Source organism: Gluconacetobacter sp. (assembly GCF_047721585.1).
GTDB classification, from domain to species: Bacteria; Pseudomonadota; Alphaproteobacteria; order Acetobacterales; family Acetobacteraceae; genus Gluconacetobacter; species Gluconacetobacter dulcium.
The window spans coordinates 1-1,742 of the sequence record NZ_JBDNXE010000256.1 but is presented as its reverse complement, the minus strand read 5'-3'; the positions used below and the strand labels follow the sequence as shown (position 1 = coordinate 1,742).

The following is a 1,742-nucleotide window of genomic DNA, read 5'->3' as shown; positions in this document are numbered from 1 at the left end:
GCGTGTGCAGGATGGCATGGCCGGTGCGGTCGGCGGCGGCGCAGGCGCGGGGCACCGGGGCCTCGCCGTAATTGCGCATGTGGCCGCCGAACGGGCGCTGGTAGATCTTGCCCTCTTCGGTGCGCGAGAAGGGAACACCCAGATGTTCCAGCTCCTGCACCGCCGGCACGGCCTCGCGGCACATATATTCGATGGCGTCCTGGTCGCCCAGCCAGTCCGACCCCTTCACGGTGTCGTACATGTGCCAGCGCCAGTTGTCCTCGGCCATGTTGCCCAGCGAGGCGCCGATGCCGCCCTGGGCGGCGACGGTGTGGCTGCGGGTGGGGAAGACCTTGGTGATGCAGGCGGTCTTCAGCCCGGCCGCCCCCATGCCCAGCGTCGCACGCAGGCCCGACCCGCCGGCGCCCACGACCACGACGTCGTACGCGTGGTCGATGATGCGGTAGGCATTCGATGATGGAAGAGTGATCGCGTTCATTGTTTGGACGTGTCCCGATGCTCGTCCGGCCCGATGGGCGCCTTTGGCGGCTGCTCCGGGGCCGGAACTGTCCTCTGTGTCACTTGCCTCGTGGCCCCCCGGACATCCGGCCCGGGGGAGCCCGATCAGGCACCCGCCTTGGTCGACGGAGCCAGCGCCAGCTTCAGGACGGCGATCACCGCGAACAGCCCGATCAGAAGGGCGGCGCCCTTGAGAAGCAGGCTGGCCGGCAGATGCGCCTTGCCGTGCACGTAGTCATCGATGATGACCTGCAGGCCCAGCTGCATGTGGTAGAACGTCAGGACCATCAGGGCCAGCAGCATCGAGGCGTTGACGGGCTTGCCGCCCCATTCCACGACATCCTGCTGTTCCGCGCCGGCAAGGCGCAGGACCTGGATGACGAACCAGCCCGAAAGCGGGACCAGCGCCACGGCGGACATCCGTTCCAGCCACCAATGGTCGACACCGGTCTTGGCCGAGCCGAGGCCCCTGGCCCGGCCGAGTTGCGAGCGCATGACATCAATGCGCGGCGTGTGGGACGCGTTCATGTCAGGATGCCTTCTTCTTTCTGGAGCGGCAGGCGGCGACGCCGAAGATGCTGGCGAGCAGCACCAGCGTGGCCCCCACCGTCACACCCACGGCCACCGGGCCGTCTTCGTTGATCTCCTTCTTTTCGAAGCGGTGGCCGGTATCCCATGCGAGATGCCGCAGCCCCGCGACGAAATGGTAGACCAGCGCCAGCGTCCACCCCGCGAGGGCGAGCTTGCCCAGCGGATTGCGGGTGACCTTCTGAACCTTCTTGAAGGATTCTGGCCCTTTCGCTGCGGCGCTCAGCCAGCAGACGCCCAGCGCGGACCCTGCCGCAGCCGCGACGCCGGCTGCCCGGTTCGCAATCGAAAGAAACATGGAGAGGCGGAAGCGATAGACCTGGAGATGCGGGGACATGGGTCGCCGGGTCAGTGTTCCGTCGCTTCGGTGCCCTATATAGAGCGCATCACGGACATCCTGCATGGTCGTCTCGTCGATTTCCCTGATTATGGCTCCGGTTTGTTCCGTCGCCTTGTGCCTGTTCGGTCCTACGCCGGGGATGCGGCGCGGTCAACGCAGGGGGGAACACGAGGTCGCGAGACGCGCGGCCGGCATTCGGGTCCGGGGGACCCGGACCGTGGGGGACCCGTGCCGGGGGCCGGCCGGGCGGGGGTTTTGCGTGCCGGTGTCCGCCCGCGCGGGGCGGACGGACGTGGGCACGCCGGACGCGCGGCGG

3 protein-coding genes are annotated in these 1,742 nt (G+C 68.2%); all 3 read right to left on the bottom strand.

Going from position 1 to position 1,742, the window contains the following annotated elements; translation table 11 throughout:
• A partial coding sequence (locus ABF821_RS20955) for an FAD-binding protein (protein ID WP_415531468.1) occupies positions 1-478 on the bottom strand: 478 nt, incomplete at its 3' end.
• Positions 479-603: 125 nt separating this feature from the next.
• On the bottom strand, positions 604-1,026 hold the full coding sequence (sdhD, locus tag ABF821_RS20950) for a succinate dehydrogenase, hydrophobic membrane anchor protein (protein WP_114725438.1): 423 nt from the start codon (positions 1,024-1,026) through the stop codon (positions 604-606).
• A 1-nt stretch (position 1,027) separates the two neighbouring features.
• Entirely contained in the window at positions 1,028-1,489 is a 462-nt protein-coding gene (gene sdhC, locus ABF821_RS20945) for a succinate dehydrogenase, cytochrome b556 subunit (RefSeq protein WP_114725440.1), read from the bottom strand.
• Positions 1,490-1,742: the final 253 nt, after the last annotated feature.